Raw genomic sequence first — 18,284 nt, forward strand, 5'->3', positions numbered from 1 at the left:
GATGGCCGCAGCAGTACAGCTAATGATTCTTCAGTTGAATTAGCAGAACTAATGCAAGGCGAAGCGTTCACCGTTGCCCGGTGATCTTCTCGCCGATGTCGCGGGCGAGGGTCCATCCCTTGCTACCGACGTTGGCGGCGCAGATGCGGACGTCGACGACGAGGTTCTTGCGGGCTGACATCGCACGCTGGCATTCGCGCTTGCCGCTGTCGACGGGAACGGAAATGAAGACGGTGTTGGTGCCCAGAGTTTTGGCGCTGGTGGCGACCTTGGGGTATTGCGGGGTCTCGTTGCCAACAGTCTGGGTGATGTCGACGTCGTTGCAGTGCTGCCAGTCGGCGAACTGCTGGTCGACGAAGGTTTGTGCGTCTGCGGCACCGGGGAACGACGCGAGCGCCTGCATCACACTGACATGTTGCGGCTCGTTGTCGAGCAATTGGCCGGCGAATCCGGTGAAGCTTGAACCGAGATACACGATGTCTATTCCGGGATTCACCGCGCCGGCGCAGCTGACAGGGGTGACGGTAGCGCCATTGAACGGAGCGGCGACGACTGGCGAGGGTGTCATCATCGCGTTGTCGGCAAGTTGGTTGATCTCGGGCACCGAGGACAGTAGGCCCTTCAGCGCAGCGGGGTTGATGACGTCTGCGGCCGTCGTGCTGGGCGTCGATGCCGAGGCACTGGTCGTCGGGGTGGGTGCCGCGGACGTCGACGATCGTGCGGTCGTCGTTGACGAGTCGCCACCTCGGGTGACGAATACCGTTACGGTGACGGCGATTACGACAAGGGCGAGGGCGCCGATGCCGAGCAGTCCCCACCGCGGCCCCTTCGGCGGTTTTGCGGCCACCGGAGGATACGGGCCCGGCGGATAGCCCGGCATCGGTGGGGTGTTCCATCGGGTGTCCCACTGCCCGGCTTGCGGAGGTGACATCGGGGGTGGCGGCACAGGTCGCGGCGGTGGGCTCATCGGTGGAGGGGGGCTCTGCTGCGGTGTTTTCGGTACCACTGTCGTGGCTTCACCGTCGTCGGCGGGCGCATTCTGGGCGCCTGGCCAGTCGGTGGTTCTCTCGGCGTCGCCGTCGTCGGGTGTGCTCATCGCTGCCCGGTGATCTTCTCGCCGATGTCGCGGGCCAGGGTCCATCCCATGCTGCCGACGCTAGGGGCGCAGGCTCGCACGTCGACGACGAGGTTCTTGCGGGCTGACATCGCATGCTGGCATTGGCGACCGTCGCCTCCGGTGGGCGGGAAGATGAACACGTTGTTGGTGCCCAGAGTGTTGGCGCTGATGGCGACCTTGCTGCGTGATGTCGAGCTGCCGATCGTGACGGTGACGTCTGTGTACTTGCAGGCCTGCCAGTCGGCGAACTGTCTGTCGACGAACGATTGCGCTTCCGCCTCGCTGGGGAACGACGCTAGCGACTGGATCACGGCGATGTTCTGGGGCTCGTTGCTGAGCACTTGGACGGCGAATCCGGTGAATCCCGCGCCGCGGTAGACGGAGTCAAGTCCGGGCATCACCGCGCCGGTGCAGCTGTCGGGGGTGACGATGGCGCCGCCGAGCGGCGAGCTCTGAGTGGTTTGGGGTGTCATCATCGCGTTGTCGGCGAGCTGAGTGACGTCGGCCACGGAGGCGAGAAGGCCCTTCAGCGCCGTGGGATCAACGACGTCTGCGGACGTCGGTGCGGAGGATCCAGTCGATGGCGCGGCTCCGGTGCTCGGCGCGGATGACGATGCACTGGTCGTTGGGGTGGAAGCCGCGGACGTCGACGACCGCGCGGTCGTCGTTGACGAGTCGCCACCTCGTGTGACGAATACCGTGACGGCAACGGCGATTACGACCAGGGCGAGAGCGCCGATGGCGAGCAGGCCCCATCGCGGCCCCTTCCGCGGTTTCGGGGCCACCGGCGGGTACGGGCTCGGCGGGTATGGGCCGGGAGGCACCGGCGGTGCCCACGCGCCGCCGCCGGGCGGAGGCGAACCGGGCCCGGATGGGGTGTTCCATCGGGGATCCCACTGCCCGGCTTGGGGAGGTGACATCGGCGGTGGGGCGGCCGGCGGCGGCGCGGGCCGTGGCGGCGGGCTCATCGGCGGTGGTGCGCTCTGCTGCGGCGTTCTCGGGACCACCGTGGTGGCTTCGCCGTCGTCGGCGGCGGGGCCACGCTGGGTGCCCGGCCAGTCGGTGGTCATCTCGGCATCGCGGTCGTCGTCGGGTGTGTTCATCGAGTTCAGCCTGCCTTATGTGGTGGGGATGCGGTCAGCGATCTGAGCAACCAGCGCCGGTGCTTGAGCGCTCCCGCCCGGACTGCAGATCTGCACGTCGATCACGATATTGCGTTGTGCCTTGAGGGCGCGTTGGCAGCCCAGCCCGCTGGACTGCTTGTTCAGCGTCGATGCCGACAGGACGCCTGCGTTGGTTTCGGGCGGCAGGATGATGGCGGAGAACGCCTCACTGCCGCTGTTCACGAGTACGACTGACTTGTACTTGCACTTGGCCCACCGACTGGCCTCGGTGCTCACGAAGGCCTGCGCCTGCTGGTCGCTGGGGAATGCCGAGACCGCCTCCGTGACGCCGTACTGATAGGTCTGCCCAGGCACGTCGTGGTACTCCTGCAGCCGGATCGCGGTGAAGCCAGAACCGTCGTAGGCCACCGGCAGCCCGACGTTGATCGCGCCGCCACAGTCCGGGCGATCGGTGGTGCTGGTGGTGTAGAGGGCTTCGCCGTCGGCGACCTGGACGAGGCCCTCGACGACGAGCAGATCGGCCAGAGTGCTTGCGCTGGGCAGAAACTCCGGTAGGCGCGCACTGCTCACCGAGCCGACTGCCGGCGCGCTGGCAGTGGTGCTTGGAGCGTCAGCGGTGTTCGCGCCCGGGGATGACTCCGCACTGGGCTCGGTGCCGGCGGCCTGGGCGGGCGCCTGATGCATGGTGACTCGGGCGGCGAGTGCGGCGGCGATCACCGCGACTACCGATACCCCGATCACGGCCCAGCGCAGCGCCTTTCCGCGTGCCGGCGCCGGCGGCGGGACGTGCGGCGGCCACGGATTCACTGGGTGTGGTGTCCACTGTGGCTGGTTCGGTGCCATGGCGGGCGGTCTGGGCGCGCCGACCGGGGTTGACGGGGGCCCGATGTAGGGCCGGGTCAGCTCCCCATCGCTGTCGTGTGTCACTTGCTGGACTCAATCTTGGCGGTGATCTGGGCGAGTACTTCGTCGACGGGCTTTGATGGGCTTAGCCCGCACAGTTCGAGTTCGATGACGATGTTGTTGACCGAGGTCATCGAATCACGGCAGGCCCAGCCGTCAGCGCCTTCCTGGGTGAACGTCATCCCGATCCCGCCGCCTGCGTCGGAGAACTCGCTGGAGTTCCAATAGTCGTTGGGCGCGCTGGCGTCGGATGCGACCTTGAGGTTCATGCTGCGGTTGACGCAGCGCTGCCATGCGGTCGTGCTGGTGTCGACGAATTGGGTTGCGGTGGCGGCGTCGGGGAAGTTCACGACCGCCTGAATCAGAGACTGGTTGTCCTGGGGGGTCGGGTCGTCCTGGGTGGCAAGGAACTGCCGGCGCACCGCTTGCCATCCGCTGCCCTCGTGCTCGTTGGCTGCTGCGGGCACTCCCACGTTGCAGTCATCGTCGACAGTGGCTTGATGCGCCGTCATCTGGGTGTAGACCCGATCCGAGCGCGCCCCGCGGGGGCCAAGCGGGCCGGTGCCGAAGATCTTGCCGGCTTCGGCGCGGGTGAGCAGCAGTTCGTCCATCGCCGACACCGGAATTGCTGCCATGGGGGCCGCTGTCGCCGCCGCAGTCGGTGAACCGCTCTCACCGGTGCCGAGCGGCCACCACACGATCGCGGAGGCGACCGCGCCGAGCACGGCGACGCCGGTGACTGCCGCCACCCACCGACGGCCGCGGCGCTGAGCGGGCGGCGGGGTGGCCGGTGCCCCCGGCCAGCCGGGGGCCGCCCAGGGGGTGCCACCGGGATACGGCATTGACGGCGGCGGCTCGGTGAATGCGGCGCCGTAGCCGCCGGCCGGCGGACCGCCCCACTGCGGACGAGTCGGTGGCTGCCCGTACGGGCGCTGTTGGGCGGGGATGCCGGGGTCGTTCTCGCCCCAGGCGTTGGGGGTGGTGTTGTACATCAACGTCTCCTGTGCGTAGGGCGGTCAGCGGGTTTCTGGATGCGTTGGCCGGAAAGGGGTTTCGGCCGCCGTGTCAGTACTTGCTGATTCCTGCGACCTTGAACGTCGCTTTGGTCAGCTCGTAGTAGTTGTCGGAGTTGGTGGTGAAGGCGTCATTGGTGACGGATTGGCCAGGTGCGAGGTTGGCGACGTAGACGGTGTCTTCGGCGATGCGGTCACCGTTTGCGTCTACGGCCTCGATCTGAATGCTGTAGGTGGCTCGCTCGCTGCCCTTGTTGTGCACGGTGACGGGCAGTTTGCCGACCGTGATGCTGCTGTAGGTGCGGTCTCTGGTGAAGGTGCCGAAGTCGACGTCGAGGTCGTCATCGAGGATCTTCTCGGTGTTGGCGCCCGAGCTGTTGTTGAGAAGCTCGTTGCTGTTGCTGGTCATCTCGTCGACGCTGCTCGACATCAAGATGAATGGTGCGACGAACACCAAGAAGGCAAGGACGATCGCCACGACGCCGCTGATGACCGCGATGATCACGCCGTTGTTGCGCTTCTTCGGAGGTGCTGGCGGATATCCGTAACCGTTGGGCGGCAAGGGAGCCGGGGCCCCGTAGCCGTACGGCGGAGTGGACTGCTCGTAGGGGTTGGGTTGCCAGCCTGAATGCGGTGATGGGTAGGACATGTCGTGTGACCTTTCTTGAAAGTCTTGGGGTGTAGCGGGTTTGGCGAGATTGTTGAACTACGCGGTGGCGGCGGTGCGCAGTGCCGGCGAGGACGGGTTGCGTGGTGGACGCAGTTGCGCCACGGCGGGCACGGTTTCGTCGCTCGCTGCGCGCAACAATGGGGCGTTGCTGGGATGTGTACGCGGGTCGATGGTGCCATCGGCGATACCTCGCAGGATCTCGCGCTGGGCGTTCAACACGGGAATCTTGCGGGCCAGGTCGCCCGGCAGCTGCACACCGGCCCACACGCCGTAGGCGATTTCCTGGTGCAGGGCTTCCTTGGCGCAGCGGCGCTGCTGGGCCAAGGGGCAACGCAGAAGGCAGGCGGTACGCGCGGTTTCGGACAGGCGTGCTGCCCGCTGCATCACCTCGAGAGTGGGGCCACCCATGTCTCCGTCTTCGCGTTCGGTGTGCCCGCCGAAGAACAGATCCGGGTCGGCGCTACACGGAGCTGCACCGGTGCCGCTGAGAGTGTCGGTTGCAATGGTGTTGGAGTGCATGATGTTTCGCCGTATCTCTGGTTTTGGATGTGGTAACGGGCTCATACCGACTGCGAGTCGGCGTTGTCGGCGATGGCCTGGGTGATCTTGACGGCCTGCTCCTCGGCGCGACCCGTCGAGCAGGACATCACGTCGATGAAGATGTCGCGATAGGTGGCGATCGCGCGCTCGCAGGTGCTGCTGCCGCCGACTGATGTCTGACCCAAGGTGACGATGGTGTGGGCGTCGTTGACGCGCGGTGCGTCGAGAACCCAGGAGTCGCCGCCAGCGGTGACGGTCCTGCCCTTGCAATCCGCCCACGCGTCGGCGGTGGCCGTCATGTGGGCAAGGGCCTCGCGCTTGCTGTCCAGTTGCACGACCGCCTCGGTGACGATCAAGTTCGGTCCCGAACCGTCGTCGGAGAGGACCTTGAACGCGACGTCCTGTGGGTCGGTGTCGGCGTAGGAAGCGGCCTGGCCCGGGCTGAATGCGCTGACACATTGGGAGGGCCGCACCGACCCCGTTCCGAGCTTGTTGCCCGACCTGACCTCGTCGAGGTCGCGGGCGCCGAGCAGGCTGCCTGCCTCGCGGTCGGTGACGAGCAGGGCTTCCAGGCTCGTCGTTCCGGTGAAGGTGGGGAGCGGAGCGGCGGGCGTGGCGGCGGCGGTTCCCGCGCTGACCGCGACGGCCATGCCGGCAAGCACGCTGGCGGTGGCCAGTCGCACCACGGTGGGACGAGCGTGGGCGGACGTCTGCCGAACGACGAGTGCGCGGGCGTTGTTCTGGCGGGCGGTGATGCTCATGAGCTGACCTCTCGGGGGAAGTGAAGTTGTAGCGATGCGATGACTATAACCATAGCGTAAGTCGTAGCGCAAGAAGAACGGTGAAATTGGTGTCGACCGACGCCGCTGGGCGCGGCTGAAAAGCGATTTACGTGCGAATATAGTCAACCAAGCGGAAGCCTGTTGCTTGTGTGCCGACGCTGTTGACCCATGAATCCATTGCATCTAACGACGTCGAATCGCCGCAGTGCTGCAACAAGAACTTGCGTAGTCGATGCGCCTTGCGCTACGTTTCAAGCAGTCGCAGCGCCCCAGTGCTACGACTGTCACTCCGAAATGTTGCCGATGCTCAGACAGGGGACCCCGTGGACATCGCATCCGCCGATCGCCGTGGGCCGACCAACGCCGTCGGCGACGATCTACTCGTGAACGTCAACGGGGCGCGGGTGCTCCGCCGCGCAGTGGACGGCGCATTCATCATTGGGCGCGACGTCCCGCCATCGCACATACGGATCGATCACCCGGGGATCTCGCGCCTGCACGTCCGCCTGTTGCCGGGGGCCCGCTGGGAACTCGTCGACTACGACAGTCGAAACGGTGTGTACCTAGATGGGCACCGGATTGAATACGAAATGCCAATCACCGACGGCATGACCGTGCACCTCGGCGCTTACGACGGAATCCCCGTCACCTTCCTCTACGTCCCCGCCGAGCAGCAGCACACGCCGACCGATGAAGTCTTCGACCCGGACGTGCAGCGCACTGGTCATGCCGTCGCCGACCGACTCGAAGAACTGGGACTGTCCGCACGCGAACTCGGCAAGGACGCCGGCATCGACACAGCGATAGTGGACGGATTGATCGCAGGACTCAGCTGGCCCGACGCGGCAGCACGGGGCGCAATCGAGACCGCCCTGGCCTGGCCGACGGCTGCCCTCGAGGAGGTCCGCCGAGGCGAGCCCGACGGCGAGATCACCGAAGTCATCACACCCGCCATGCGGCGGGCACTACTGATCGATGCCGCAGCCCTGACGCTGGCCAACGTCGACAGGGCCATCGCCGACCTGCCCCCGGCCGCCGACCCCCGGTTCACCACCAAGGCCGAACGGCTGCTGAACCTCCTGGCCGCACTGGAGAACTCACTGGGCACCACCCCCGCCCTCGAAGATGGTGGCGGCGCGGAAATGCTGCGCACCGTCACGCGCGTCTATACCAGCATCCTCACGCTTGCCGGCGCCGCGAGGTGACGGTTTTGGCGAATGAGTTGGCTGTCCCCGCCGTCACGGAGTGACCGGCGTCCCCTCACCGATGGTTGGGCATGCCTGCTTGATGTCGTGAATTGCGGCGGTCATGCGGGTGGTCGCGCGGAAGAAGTCCGTGCTGGGGGCCGATGGCGACGAGGGCGTCAGCCGGCTCCGGCTGAGCTCGTCGAACGCGTCGGCAACCGTGTAGAGGTTGGCGCGAAGCGTCGCAGATCCGACGAGATCGGCTGCAGTGCGAATGTCGTTGGCTGCCTGCGCCTCCCGGGCAGCGGCGGCCGCGTAGTCGGGCTGCTCGTCGTCCCCTGTAGGGGGAGACGCGATGTCGGGAGGGAGATTCTGGTAAACGTCGGGCATGGTGGCGCCCCAGGGCTGCAGGGCACGCTCGGCTTGTCGGCAGTCATCACCATGGGGACGATCGACGAGCGCCATGACGATACCGGCGACGACCAGAACCACGGCAGTGACACCGACGATGAGTAGCCGTGTTCTCATGGGTTTCTGCCTCCGGGTCCGCCACAAAGCATCCTGGCCGGCGATGTCGTCGTCACCGGCCAGGAGAAGTACTCGACGATCAGCTCAGGGTGTTGCAGGCCCAGGAGTCGACCCAGCCGCCGGGGAGGCGGCTCTTGGCGTCGGCGATGGCCGCCGACAGGCTACGTCCATAGCCCCCTTGCAAGGTGCTGCCGTCAAAGGCCACGGCGCCGCAGTCCTTGAAGCTGCTCAGTACCTCGCAACTGGAGTACCCGCAGTAACTCAGTGAGGCTTGTTCGGCGTTGGAACGCGACGGGTAGTTCCACACCGAACCGCCGGCACCATTGGTGGCGTAGGCGATGGCTCCGTAGGCCAACGCAGCTTCTGCTTGTGGGGCGACTACCACGTTGACCGCTGCGGCGGCGATAACGCCCGCGGCCGCTATGGCCGCGCGCTGAGAGAGGACAGACACCTTCATGACTAGATCCTTTTCTGGGCGCCGGTTCGGCGCGCCGGACAATGTGAACGGGTTTGGGAGTGAAGAGAATTCGGTCAGGGAGTGGGCAATGCCGGCTTCGTGGCGGTGACCTGCTTGCCGAAGTCGGACAGCGTCATGACGAGCTTCGTGTCGGGCGTCGGGTCGATTTGGGCTTGCACCAGATAGTGCGGATCGCTATCGGCGATCCACACCGTCATCGGCACCGTCTGCTCCTTCTCGGGTGCCTTGCGCGCGCCGGCCAGTTCGGCGACGTCGTTGGTGGACGCCGTACCGGTGATCTTGGTGGTTTTGGTCCCGTTGATGTCTTCGGTGCCAGCGGACTTGGGATCCTTGAGCTTGGCCAGCGCGTTGGCCAAGCCCTGCTGCGGGTCGAGCAGAACGGACAGGTTGTAGATCGAGCTGCCCGGTCCGTAGTCGACGAATATTCCTGGCTCGGCGATGTCGGAGTAGAGCTTGCCGTCGACGTAGATGAGCTTGGCTTCCTGCGTGTCTTGGCCCATCTGGATGGAGGCAGTCCCGGTGGCGGCCACGGCGGGCTTGGACGCGACGTCGGCCTCGAGCTTGGTGACCTTGAGATTGGGAATCTGGCCGTCGGCGGTGACCACGAAGTGGGCGCTGGTCAGATTCTTCATCGCATCCGACGATTGCTTGACCAAAGTGGCGGCGTCTGCGCCACCGCCGGATGTTCCCGTGTCTGGGCTCGACGAGCAGCCCGACAGGGTGATCGCAGCCGCAGCGGTGAGCGCTAGCGCTGCACCGAATCGAAGCCTCATACATTCTCGCTTTCTGGTAGCCAGCACCCGGGCTGTCCGCGGCGCCTTGGTCGGATCACACATTAAACGTTCAGCGACGACCCCCGCTGACACATCTGGAGACTCACGTCGAGCACCGACGTGAGCGGAATCAGGGCTGCTCATCGACGTTTTGGGCTGCGCGTCAGGCGATCTTGTCGGTGATCTGCTTGGCGATGTCGTCGGCCTGCTGACCGCCTGTCGAGGTGCACGCCGCGACGTCGATGACGACGTTGGAATCGGTGGTCAGCACGTGCTGGCAGGACCGCCCTGGCTCGGTGGAGGTGACGGTGAGGCGACCTTCCACGGATTTGGGCTCACCGACGGTGACGGTGCGGGGCGGCTTGCCGTCGCTGGTGAGGGTGACCGCGGTCTTGGCGCAGTTACGCCACTCGTTGATCTGCGTATCCTGCACTGTCGCAGCAGCTTCCGCGCTGGGGTAGCTGGTGACGAACTGGGTGGCGGCGATGGTGGGATCACTCGGGATCGACAGGTCGCTGCCTGCCGTCGCGGTGAAGTCGGTGCCGGGGTACATCGCAGCGTTGCCGGCATCAGCGGCGCCCGCGCAATTCGGCGGCGCTGCGGTGCTTACCCGGTGGGTGGTCGACGGGGACGGCACGAGATCAGCCAGGGCCGGCGCGTTCATCACGGAGCTCACCGTCTTGGCGTCTAGAAGGAGCCCGCCGAGCTGGTCGGGCGCAACGGGCTGCTGCGGCGGCGCCTCGCCCTGCGTGGGGATGGACGGCATCCCCGCATTGGCTGCGGGGTCGCGGGTTCCGCCGCCACGGGTGAGCACCGAAAGGCCCGCGATGAATGCGGCCACCAGGACCACCACCACGACGATGCCGGCGACCTTCGACGCCACGCCGCGCGTGCGTTCGCCACCATCCGGGGTGGGAAGACGTAGTCGGCGTCGCACCAGAATGGCGGCCACGATGCCAAGAAGCAGCAGCACACCCATGTCGAGCGCCCACCACGGCAGGGTGTGGCGCCACAGCGGGTCGTCGACCGTGATCAACGGCGCGACCTTGAGCAGGTCGATGGTCGACGCCGACGCCGCGAAACCCCAACGCGCAGGCAGGAACCACGATGCCTGCTCCAACCCAATGCGGGCCGTGACAGGGATCAATCCGCCGGAGAACACGATGCTGAGCATGATGACGACGACCAGCATGGGCAGAATCTGCTCGTTGGATCGGGCGAGTGAGGACCACAGCAGACCGAAGATCGCCGACACGATCGCGGTCAGCGCCAAGGTGGCGTAGAGGTCGTAGATCGGGTTGCCCAAGGCGATGGCGCCTTGGGTGGGTCCGCCCTTGCCGTAGACGACGATCGCGGTCACGATCGCGGTTTGCAACGCGGCGAATCCGCTGTACACGAAGATCTTTGACGCCAGATACGCCCCCGATGACAACCCCACGGACTGCTCGCGCCGGAAGATGGTGCGCTCACCGACCAGGTCGCGAATCGTCAAGGCGGTACCCATGAAGACCGCGGAGATGTTGGCCAGGATGAGCAGCTGGGTCGGTTCGTTGGGTGCCCCGCTGGCCGTGGTGGCCACACCGAGGCCCACCTTGCCGGGCACCACCAGAGACAGCGCGCCGAGGACGAACGGCAGCAGCACCAGAAAGGCGGTGTAGCCACGATCGGCGAAGATCAGCCGCACCTGTCGCCTTGCGAGCGTGAGCATTTGACGGGTGGTGCTGGTGTGGGCAGGCTCGCCCAGCGGTCCGGCCGGGGTGGCGGGCGCCGCCGGCTGCGCCGCCTCGGGGTTGCGGGCCAGGAAGGCCGCATGGGCGTCGTCCGGCCGGGTGGACACCCAGGCGAAGATGTCGGCCCAGTCGGTCGTGCCCATCGCAGCGCCGATCGCCGCCGGCGGACCGGCGTACGCGGTCTTGCCGCCGGGGGCCAGCAACAGCACCTGGTCGCACATGCTCAGGTAGGTCAGGGAGTGGGTGACGACGACCACGGTGCGCCCGGCGTCGGCCAGCCGGCGAAGCATCGACATCACCTGGCGGTCCAGGGCTGGGTCCAGACCCGACGTCGGCTCGTCGAGGATCAGCAGCGACGGGCCGGTCAGCAACTCCAACGCCACCGAGGCGCGTTTGCGTTGCCCGCCAGACAGTTTGTCGACGCGCTTGTTGCGGTGCTCGGTGAGCTCGAGCTCGCCGAGCACGCGGTCTACGACCGCCCGCCGATCGGCCCTGCTGGTGTCCGGGGGTAGCCGCAGCTGCGCGGCATACGACAACGCCTGGTCGACGGTGAGCTGCCGGTGCACGACGTCGTCTTGGGGGACCATGCCGATCCGGGAGCGCATGGAGGCGTACTCGGCGTGCACGTCGTGCCCGTCGAACGTCACCTGCCCCGAGGTGGGTTGCGCGGCGCCGCCGAGCAGCTTGATCAGCGTGGATTTGCCCGCGCCGGAGGGCCCGATCACCGCCGTGAGGGTGCCAGGCCGCGCAGTGAACGACACGTTGGTCAGCAGCTGGTGGCCGTCGATGGCAAGACCGAGTTGATGGGCCTGAACGCCGCCGGTCGTCTCGGTCGCCGTCCGCGGCGTCACCGTGGTCCCGCCCGCGAAGACCAGGTCGGTGTTGCCGATGGTGATGACGTCGCCGGCCCGCAGCGTCACCGCGGTGATGCGGACCCCGTTGACGAAAGTGCCGTTGCCGCTGGCGTTGTCGAACAGCTGAGTGCCCGTAGGTGCCGCCACCAGGTAGGCGTGCGTGCGCGAGGTCAGTGAGTCGTCGATGCGGACGGTCGAGGTGGAATGCCTGCCGATCGTGACCGCCCCTGGCGGCGGTTCGGACGGGCGTTGCGGCAGAACCTTCTTGACCACGCCCGTCATCCGCCCGACCATGTCGGCATCCTGCGGGGCCGCCGGGGAGGGCGCCGGCGGTTGGGGCGGTGCCGGTCGCGGTGCTGCGGGCGGCCGCTGCGGTGGGACGGGGGGCCTTGGCTGCGGTGGTGCGGGCGGCCCCGGCTGGCGTGGCTGCGGCGGTCGCTGCACCGGAGGTGGCGTGCCCCGCTGCTGTGGTGGTGCTGCGGGTCGCGGGGGCGGTGACGGCCGCATCGGGGGCGGTACTGTTGGCGGCCCCGGGCGCGGTGGCACGAGGCGCGCGACTTGTAGCTGCTGCGTGGTGATTTGGAACGTCAGCGCAGGCCCATCCGGAGCGCCGAGATTGATGCGCACGTCATCGTCGATCGGCACGCTGCCCACGCGCTTGCCGTTCACGTAGATGCCGTTGCGGCTCTTGTCGATCGCGACCCACTGTGGTCCGTCGGCGTGCAGCACCATGTGAACCCGCGAAATCGCTTGCTTGGCAGCGGTATCGACGCGGATGTGACGGTGTAGGTCCTGGCCAGGGCGGCTGCTATCGCGGCCAACGGTGATGTCCGGGCCAGGGGCGAACGCGAACATCGACTCTCCGAGCCGCACCACCAGCGGAGGCGTCACATCCCGGGTCACCATGGCCCCTCCCATGCTTCTGGCTCCTCCAGCTGAGACTGTATGCGGCGGCTCGCTAGCCGCCCTACTTACTGCGAGGACAGCCGCTGGATCCCGCGATACACCTGGAAGCCGATGTAGGCCAAGACGAGGCCGCTGACCACGGTGACGGCCAAGCTAAAGAGCAGCGTGATGGCGTATCCGGCCAAGTGCAGCGACGCGAGGTCGAAGAATGTGGCGACCGCGTAGAGCGCGCTCAACAATGCGAGGACGGCTCCGACACCGCAGATGCCGTAGGCCACGAATTGGTGAGCGAGCTTGGTGCCGAGTGCGAAGTACAGATAGATCAGTCCCGCGAAGATGAGGTCGGTGATGATGGTGCCGATGAAGCCGGGCAGCAGGCTCATGACGATCGCCAGGAACAGTCCGATTCCATAGGTGATGTACACGAACTGATCGGCTGACTGCTGACGGAAGTTCACGAACCAGGGCTGGCGAATGAGTTCACCGCGAATTCCGCGGTACATCAGCTTGGAGATCAGCGAATTACCCTTGGCGAGAAGGGCATTGGCGGCCTCCATGGGGTTCTGCGAGGCGTTCGTTCCGTACCCGTTCGGCGGCGCGGTTGGTGCGCCGGCGGTGTAGGGCTGCTGGGGCGGCGGGGGTGCGAACTGCGCGCCGTATCCCGGCGGTGGAGGAAACTGCGGGCCGTATCCCGGTGGCGGTTGCGGTGCGCCACGGCCGGGACCGCCGTACGGCGGCGGTGTCGGTGCCGAGGGGGGAGGACCGTAGGGCTGCTGAGGCGGCGGCCCAGCGCGATGCTGCTGCTGACCGGTGGGTGGGGGAGGCGGCGCAGTCGGGGGCTGCGGAGCCGGGGGCGGTTGGCTGGCGGCGATGAGCGTCGTCTTCTCTTCGGCTTCGGGGTCAACCGCCGTCGCGTCATCGGTGGGCGTCATACGGGGCACCACCTGTGTCTTGTCCTCATCGGCAGGTGATGGCGCCGGTGAGGCACTGGTGACGCGCTGGGTCAGTTCTTCGTCAGCCATGCTGATGTTTCCTCACTTCACGGGATGTTCGACGGCTACGGTACGTGGCATTGCGACGGATCACCGACACCACTTTTGGACGGCGCCCGGGCGTCCGGCGAAATCGAAGCGCTTCAATTCTACTCAAGTGTCGGCGGCGCAACATGTAGCACCGCTACGGTTTACGATGTGACTATGGCATCCACTGAGGTCGACGACGCAGCCTCCGACGCGGTCCTCCCGCTGACCATCCGGGTGATGGGCGAGACGCATCGGGTGGATCCCGAACACGCCCCCGTGATCATCGGCCGCCCGGATCCTGGCGCCAGCCAAGAGGCCCACATCCGCATCTCGGATTCCCGGGTCTCGCGCCAACACATCGTCGTCGACGTCCGCCGCGGCCAGTGGATCGGTGAGGCCACCGGACGCAACGGCACATTCATTGATGGCCGCGAAGTAACCGGCGAGTTCGTCATCCCGGACGACGGGCTGACCGCGACCCTCGGACATCCGGTCGGCGGCATTCCGGTGCACTTCACCACGCTCGACCCCGCAGTGGTCAACGTCGGGGCGCAGGTCGCCAAGAGGCGCAATGAACTCGACCTTTCCCAACGAAAGCTGGCCGAGAACAAGATCATCAACGCCGGCACGCTGATCGCGTTCGAGAAGGGGCGGAGCTGGCCGCGGGAAGCCACGCGCACGAAACTGGAGGAAGCGTTAGGGTGGCCGCCGGGTGAAATAGCGCGGCTGCGCCGCCAGTTCGGCAGCGATTCCGCGGCGGGAGCTGACTCAGCCCAGACCGTTGACGATGGGGAACGCACGGTGATGCTGGAAACCGGGGGTACCACGACGGTCGACTCGAAGTACATGGCCGAAACCGCCGCAATGGCGTTGGACAACATCACCAGACAGATCGAGGTACTTCCGGCTCCCTCTGCGTCCGCGTTTCAGGCATCGGTCAAGGGGTTGATCGCCGATCTGAGCCGGTTGGAAGCCTTGGCGTCCAACGCCTCGCGCGGCAGCAGTGGTGCCGAGGACATCTTTCGCGTACTGGGTGCCATCCGACGCGCGAGGCGCGGACTTCTGCTGCGGGCGGCTGAGTCGCCGCATGCAACGGTGGGGCAGCGATTGTTTGCCGCCCGTCACCGAGCCGAACTGAGCGTGGAGGAGGCTGCCACGATGGCAGGGCTCACACCCGATGACGTCGCGGCGGCCGAGGCGGGCAACGCGGTCGCGCCGGCTCAATTCGACGCGCTGAACCGTCTGCTGGCAGCGTTGCAACAATGAGGTGCCACCAGGCTCGCGGGGTTTCCCTTCTGGCGGCGGTTGCAGTGCTGGTCGCCGGATGCACCGCGGTGGTGGACGGCAGCGCAGTGACGGTGGCGGGCGGGCCGGCGCCCGGCACTATTGACGTCGCGTTGCTCAACCCGGGCAACTACCCGACCAAACCGCAACCGCCGATGGGTGTCGCGGGGAGCCCGGCGGCGGGCGCGCTGCTGGAGGGCCGGCGGATGGCCGAATTCGTTATCGGCCCTTGGGAAGTCGATCCGGCGTTGGTCGCCGGCTATCACTTCTTGGGCACCGCAGGTGCGTTTCCGCTCAAGTCCGACGGCCTCGAAGCGGTTGTATTCCCGCCGGTGGCCCAGGCGGTCTACAAGCACAACTACATCGGTGGCTACGTCGACGCCCGAGAAGTCCAGGGGCAGAAGGTCTTGTTCAACTTCGTGCTGCGCACGGCCGATCCGAAGTCGGCGAGCGCCGCCGCTCGAGACATGGCGCAGGCTACCCGTGACAATCCGGCGGAAGGCACATCGCCAGCGGCGATGTCGCCGATACGAATCCCCGGGCATCCCGAGGCGAACGCGATCAGCCATTCGTTCGACCAGTACGGCGGCAACCTCAGGTGGAATGTCGTCGAATCGTATACCGCGCACGGGCCTTACGTGCTGATGCAGAAGGCTCAATCGACCGAAAACAGCGACATCGCAGTAGGATTGATCGCCAAGGCGATAGACCTGCAGGCCCCCCGTATCGACGGGTTTACTCCAACCGATCCCGCGCAATTGCCCAACTTGCCACGTGACCCCAGTGGACTGCTTGCCAAGGCGCTGCCGGTGCCAGAAGGGTCCGGAAGGCTCAACAACAGGGCGACCTTGTTCGGGTACGGGCTGTTGCACTACCAGATCGACCCGGTGGCTTCGGCGAAGGTGTTCGCCGACGCTGGAGTGGACGTGGGGGTCAGTGGTGATGACTGGGTTATCCAAGCCCGCGACGCTGCCGGTGCGGCAGCGGTCGCGGATGATGCAGTGAAGGATTTCACCGGCACTGGGGCTACGCCTGTGGATCCGGTACCAAACCTGCCCGGCAGTCGCTGCCTCAAATTCAGCGGTGAGGACGGCGGTTTTTGGTGTGTGGCCACCGTCGACCGCTACGAGTTCGAGGTGTCGGGCCTCCAATTGAATGACGTATACCAGCGCACGGCCGCGCAGTACATCACGTTGACGGCAAAATGAGTCGGCCCACAACGGCCGCCCTCTCTGAGCAGGCGAACGACGTCACCCAGCAGATCGCAGCCCAGTGCCTGATGCTGGTCGGAAAGTAAAAGGGGCGCAATGGAGTTCAATGCCGGTGATGTCGTCGGTGGATACACCGTCGTAAGCGTCTTGGGTTCGGGCGGCATGGGCACCGTGTACCGGGCCACCAACCCCACCTTGCCGCGCAGCGACGCGCTTAAGGTCCTCAGTGCCGAGTTCTCCCGTGACGACCAATTCCGGGCGCGATTCCAGCGTGAGGCCGACGTCGCGGCCACCTTGGATCACCCCAACATCGTTGCCGTTTACACCCGAGGCGAGTTCAACGGGCAGCTGTGGATCGCCATGCAATACGTGCCGGGTTCCGACGCCGACCGGGAATTGAAGGCGGGCACCATGACCCCGCAGCGGGCTGCCCTTATCATCACCGAGGTCGCCAAGGCCTTGGATTACGCGCACCGTCGCGGCATCATGCACCGCGACGTCAAGCCCGCCAACTTCCTGATCTCGCCGGCCGAACACGATAGTGACGACGAGCGAGTCTTTCTCGCAGACTTCGGCATCGCCCGCGCCCTCGACGATGCCGCCCATCTGACCACCGACGGCACCGTGATGGCATCGGTGGCCTACGCCGCCCCCGAGGTGTTGACCGGGGTGGGCGTCGATCGTCGCGCCGACATCTACTCGTTGGGGTGCAGCCTGTTTCGGATGCTCGCCAACAAGGGGCCCTACTCCGGGCTGCCGGGCGGGTTGGCGGCGATGGCCGCCGCGCACATGACGGCACCACCGCCAAGGGTGACCGATCTGGTTCCGGGGTTGCCGCGCGCTCTGGACGACGTGATCGCCCGCGCGATGGCCAAGGACCCCGCGCAGCGATACCAGACAGCGCGGGAGTTGGCTGACGCGGCGACCGCCGCGATCGCGGACACCACCACCGCCATTCCGAGGTCGACGTTGACTCAGGAATGGTCGACGCCTTCGCCGACGGGTGCAGCGCCGCGTCCACCGACCTACAACACCCCGCCCGCAGGGGTCGGGACGCACAGCGGCCCTGCGGCCATCACCTATCCCACTGGACACTTCAGCGGGCCGCAAGGCCAGACCATGCCTCGACAATTCGCACCAGGCCCGCAAGCACCACCACCGGCGGGCCTGCCGCCGGTCCCCAAGAAGCCGTTGAAGAGCCGGTTGGTGATCGCAGGCACGCTTCTGATGGTCATCGCCGTCGTCGCGGTGGGCGCGGTGCTGCTCTTCAACGGCTCGTCACGCAAGTCGGCGTACAAAGCGCAGACATTCACTCACGTGCACGGCACCACCCAAGTCAGCGAAGCACCCACGGCGGTTGCAGCGGTCGGCCCCGGTGATGCCGATGCCGTGCTGGCGCTGGGTGTTCAACCGGTGGCGATCGACTCGGCGAACGGGCCGCTACCGTCGTGGCTGCACGACAAGATCACCGGTTCACCGGCGATCATGACCTTCGTCGACACCAACGCAATTCAGGCCGCCAAACCCGATCTCATCATCGCCACTGGAGACCTGGACGACGCCACCTATCAAAAGTTGCAGGCGATCGCCCCGACCATCACCAGACCCTCGGACACCAGTCAGGGGTGGAATTGGCAGACCCAATTGCACTGGATCGCACGGATTCTGGGCCGCGACAGTGACGCGACGCAGCTCATCAGCACGGTCGTTGCCCAGCAGAACGACTTGAAGAATCAGAACGGCAAGGTCGTCGGCAAGACCGTCTCCGTGCTCAACATCTCTGACGGTGGGGTTAGCCAAACGTTGACGCCGTCCAACGCGGCGGATTTCCTGACGTCACTGGGGTTGAGCTATAGCAAATCGAGCTTCGGCGATTCGCTGCAACGTCAACCCACTGATCAAGGCGTGACGCGGGCGGTCACCGACCTCGCCAAGCTATACATGATCGATACCGACGTCCTGGTGGTGGTGCGCACCGACAAGACCGCCGGCGGGGGCGGCGCCGCGGGGCTGCCCACGCAACTCAACGGTTACCGCGGTGTCATGGTCATCGTCGATGACCCCGACACCATCGCCGCGCTCGCCGAACCCGGAGGCGTCCTCGCCTACCAGTTCCTCGATTCGCACTTCGTGCCCAATCTCGCCAGCCAAATACCAGCATGAGG

16 protein-coding genes are annotated in these 18,284 nt (G+C 66.3%); 4 read left to right on the plus strand and 12 right to left on the minus strand.

Annotation, left to right across the window (positions count from 1 at the left end; genetic code table 11):
* Nucleotides 1–67 precede the first annotated feature (67 nt).
* The 7 genes from HNP02_RS17220 to HNP02_RS17250 form a co-directional block, all read right to left on the minus strand.
* Nucleotides 68–1,096, minus strand: a complete 1,029-nt coding sequence (locus HNP02_RS17220) for a sensor domain-containing protein (protein ID WP_184440521.1) — start codon at nucleotides 1,094–1,096, stop codon at nucleotides 68–70.
* Nucleotides 1,093–2,220: a sensor domain-containing protein gene (locus HNP02_RS17225; RefSeq protein WP_184440523.1), complete on the minus strand. Its 1,128-nt coding sequence runs from the start codon at nucleotides 2,218–2,220 to the stop codon at nucleotides 1,093–1,095. The genes HNP02_RS17220 and HNP02_RS17225 overlap by 4 nt, the downstream gene beginning before the upstream one ends.
* A gap of 15 nt (nucleotides 2,221–2,235) precedes the next feature.
* Nucleotides 2,236–3,168: a sensor domain-containing protein gene (locus tag HNP02_RS17230; protein WP_184440526.1), complete on the minus strand. Its 933-nt coding sequence runs from the start codon at nucleotides 3,166–3,168 to the stop codon at nucleotides 2,236–2,238.
* On the minus strand, nucleotides 3,165–4,136 hold the full coding sequence (locus tag HNP02_RS17235; protein ID WP_184440528.1) for a sensor domain-containing protein: 972 nt from the start codon (nucleotides 4,134–4,136) through the stop codon (nucleotides 3,165–3,167). Before HNP02_RS17235 ends, HNP02_RS17230 begins: the two co-directional genes overlap by 4 nt.
* 73 nt (nucleotides 4,137–4,209) lie before the next feature.
* Nucleotides 4,210–4,806 (minus strand): FxLYD domain-containing protein, encoded by a 597-nt coding sequence (locus tag HNP02_RS17240; protein WP_184440530.1) that lies wholly within the window; start codon nucleotides 4,804–4,806, stop codon nucleotides 4,210–4,212.
* Between the two features lie 57 nt (nucleotides 4,807–4,863).
* Nucleotides 4,864–5,346 carry a WhiB family transcriptional regulator gene (locus HNP02_RS17245; RefSeq protein WP_184440532.1) on the minus strand — a complete coding sequence of 161 codons (483 nt, stop codon included), beginning with the start codon at nucleotides 5,344–5,346 and terminating at the stop codon, nucleotides 4,864–4,866.
* 41 nt (nucleotides 5,347–5,387) lie between these two features.
* Nucleotides 5,388–6,128, minus strand: a complete 741-nt coding sequence (locus HNP02_RS17250) for a sensor domain-containing protein (RefSeq protein ID WP_184440534.1) — start codon at nucleotides 6,126–6,128, stop codon at nucleotides 5,388–5,390.
* A gap of 344 nt (nucleotides 6,129–6,472) precedes the next feature.
* On the opposite strand from HNP02_RS17250, the gene HNP02_RS17255 reads away from it, so the two are divergent.
* Nucleotides 6,473–7,354: an FHA domain-containing protein gene (locus HNP02_RS17255; RefSeq protein ID WP_184440536.1), complete on the plus strand. Its 882-nt coding sequence runs from the start codon at nucleotides 6,473–6,475 to the stop codon at nucleotides 7,352–7,354.
* Between the two features lie 33 nt (nucleotides 7,355–7,387).
* Here HNP02_RS17255 and HNP02_RS17260 read toward each other — a convergent pair whose 3' ends face one another.
* From HNP02_RS17260 to HNP02_RS17280, 5 genes are all read right to left on the minus strand, one after another.
* Nucleotides 7,388–7,861 (minus strand): hypothetical protein, encoded by a 474-nt coding sequence (locus tag HNP02_RS17260; protein WP_184440538.1) that lies wholly within the window; start codon nucleotides 7,859–7,861, stop codon nucleotides 7,388–7,390.
* A 79-nt stretch (nucleotides 7,862–7,940) separates the two neighbouring features.
* The gene (locus HNP02_RS17265) at nucleotides 7,941–8,318 is read right to left on the minus strand and encodes a DUF4189 domain-containing protein (RefSeq protein WP_184440540.1); all 378 of its coding nucleotides are present in this window, start codon (nucleotides 8,316–8,318) and stop codon (nucleotides 7,941–7,943) included.
* A gap of 74 nt (nucleotides 8,319–8,392) precedes the next feature.
* Nucleotides 8,393–9,112 carry an LppX_LprAFG lipoprotein gene (locus HNP02_RS17270; RefSeq protein WP_184440550.1) on the minus strand — a complete coding sequence of 240 codons (720 nt, stop codon included), beginning with the start codon at nucleotides 9,110–9,112 and terminating at the stop codon, nucleotides 8,393–8,395.
* Between the two features lie 163 nt (nucleotides 9,113–9,275).
* Nucleotides 9,276–12,602 carry a sensor domain-containing protein gene (locus tag HNP02_RS17275; protein WP_255506599.1) on the minus strand — a complete coding sequence of 1,109 codons (3,327 nt, stop codon included), beginning with the start codon at nucleotides 12,600–12,602 and terminating at the stop codon, nucleotides 9,276–9,278.
* A 65-nt stretch (nucleotides 12,603–12,667) separates the two neighbouring features.
* Nucleotides 12,668–13,624, minus strand: a complete 957-nt coding sequence (locus tag HNP02_RS17280) for a hypothetical protein (protein ID WP_184440552.1) — start codon at nucleotides 13,622–13,624, stop codon at nucleotides 12,668–12,670.
* A 174-nt stretch (nucleotides 13,625–13,798) separates the two neighbouring features.
* Here HNP02_RS17280 and HNP02_RS17285 point away from each other — a divergent pair, with 174 nt between their 5' ends.
* The 3 genes from HNP02_RS17285 to HNP02_RS17295 all read left to right on the plus strand — a co-directional run bounded on the left by HNP02_RS17285 (nucleotide 13,799) and on the right by HNP02_RS17295 (nucleotide 18,282).
* Nucleotides 13,799–14,890, plus strand: a complete 1,092-nt coding sequence (locus HNP02_RS17285) for an FHA domain-containing protein (RefSeq protein ID WP_184440555.1) — start codon at nucleotides 13,799–13,801, stop codon at nucleotides 14,888–14,890.
* 44 nt (nucleotides 14,891–14,934) lie between these two features.
* Nucleotides 14,935–16,116: a hypothetical protein gene (locus HNP02_RS17290; protein WP_184440557.1), complete on the plus strand. Its 1,182-nt coding sequence runs from the start codon at nucleotides 14,935–14,937 to the stop codon at nucleotides 16,114–16,116.
* A 99-nt stretch (nucleotides 16,117–16,215) separates the two neighbouring features.
* Nucleotides 16,216–18,282 carry a serine/threonine-protein kinase gene (locus tag HNP02_RS17295; RefSeq protein ID WP_184440559.1) on the plus strand — a complete coding sequence of 689 codons (2,067 nt, stop codon included), beginning with the start codon at nucleotides 16,216–16,218 and terminating at the stop codon, nucleotides 18,280–18,282.
* The last annotated feature ends 2 nt before the right edge of the window (nucleotides 18,283–18,284 follow it).

Origin of the sequence: Mycobacterium sp. AZCC_0083 (genome assembly GCF_014202335.1) — a bacterium.
Lineage (GTDB): Bacteria > Actinomycetota > Actinomycetes > Mycobacteriales > Mycobacteriaceae > Mycobacterium.

What these genes read in the sequence shown, in the direction of transcription:
- HNP02_RS17220 (WP_184440521.1), bottom strand. Translation starts at nt 1,096, where the DNA reads ATGAGCACACCCGACGACGGCGACGCCGAGAGAACCACCGACTGGCCA.
- HNP02_RS17225 (WP_184440523.1), bottom strand. Translation starts at nt 2,220, where the DNA reads ATGAACACACCCGACGACGACCGCGATGCCGAGATGACCACCGACTGG.
- HNP02_RS17235 (WP_184440528.1), bottom strand. Translation starts at nt 4,136, where the DNA reads ATGTACAACACCACCCCCAACGCCTGGGGCGAGAACGACCCCGGCATC.
- HNP02_RS17240 (WP_184440530.1), bottom strand. Translation starts at nt 4,806, where the DNA reads ATGTCCTACCCATCACCGCATTCAGGCTGGCAACCCAACCCCTACGAG.
- HNP02_RS17245 (WP_184440532.1), bottom strand. Translation starts at nt 5,346, where the DNA reads ATGCACTCCAACACCATTGCAACCGACACTCTCAGCGGCACCGGTGCA.
- HNP02_RS17250 (WP_184440534.1), bottom strand. Translation starts at nt 6,128, where the DNA reads ATGAGCATCACCGCCCGCCAGAACAACGCCCGCGCACTCGTCGTTCGG.
- HNP02_RS17260 (WP_184440538.1), bottom strand. Translation starts at nt 7,861, where the DNA reads ATGAGAACACGGCTACTCATCGTCGGTGTCACTGCCGTGGTTCTGGTC.
- HNP02_RS17265 (WP_184440540.1), bottom strand. Translation starts at nt 8,318, where the DNA reads ATGAAGGTGTCTGTCCTCTCTCAGCGCGCGGCCATAGCGGCCGCGGGC.
- HNP02_RS17270 (WP_184440550.1), bottom strand. Translation starts at nt 9,112, where the DNA reads ATGAGGCTTCGATTCGGTGCAGCGCTAGCGCTCACCGCTGCGGCTGCG.
- HNP02_RS17275 (WP_255506599.1), bottom strand. Translation starts at nt 12,602, where the DNA reads ATGGTGACCCGGGATGTGACGCCTCCGCTGGTGGTGCGGCTCGGAGAG.
- HNP02_RS17280 (WP_184440552.1), bottom strand. Translation starts at nt 13,624, where the DNA reads ATGGCTGACGAAGAACTGACCCAGCGCGTCACCAGTGCCTCACCGGCG.
- HNP02_RS17285 (WP_184440555.1), top strand. Translation starts at nt 13,799, where the DNA reads ATGGCATCCACTGAGGTCGACGACGCAGCCTCCGACGCGGTCCTCCCG.
- HNP02_RS17295 (WP_184440559.1), top strand. Translation starts at nt 16,216, where the DNA reads ATGGAGTTCAATGCCGGTGATGTCGTCGGTGGATACACCGTCGTAAGC.